This window comes from Pseudonocardia sp. EV170527-09 (assembly GCF_008369905.1).
Classification (GTDB): domain Bacteria; phylum Actinomycetota; class Actinomycetes; order Mycobacteriales; family Pseudonocardiaceae; genus Pseudonocardia.
The window spans coordinates 1-453 of sequence record NZ_VRMC01000346.1; the positions used below are offsets into that span (position 1 = coordinate 1).

General features: G+C 70.6%; 1 protein-coding gene. It reads left to right on the forward strand.

What is annotated here, in order from left to right; genetic code table 11:
* Positions 1-453, forward strand: a 453-nt coding sequence (locus tag FVA95_RS31215) for a hypothetical protein (protein WP_205016050.1), incomplete at both ends; no start/stop codon positions are given.

Sequence of the window (453 nt, forward strand, 5' to 3'; positions counted from 1 at the left end):
ATCGGCTCCTGGCCAGATGAGGGGCACACAGGCGGTCTGGCGGTCAGCGCCGGCCGGAACCGGTGGCGCAGCACCGCCACCGGACAGGTCTTCCCGATCGGCCGGCACCAGGTCCTGATCAACGACTCTGTCTCGTCCACCGTCCTCAACGCGGCCACCGGGGACCCGACCCCGATCCGGGCGCTCCAGGACGACCAGTATAACTGGCAGTGCTTCTACGACCAGCGTGCGGTCACGGTCTGCCAGAGCGGGTCGCGGCCGGTCGAGATCCTGCTCGGGCTCGACGAGACGGGGAACGAACTATGGCGGATCGTGAACCAGACCGGCGCCACCCGGATCCCGCCAGCAGTCTCTGCGGTCTGGCACGGCGCGGTCTACGGCTCCACCCGTGACGGTGGCCCCGTCATCCTCGACGCCCGCACCGGCGCCGACCGCACCCCCACCGCTACCGCC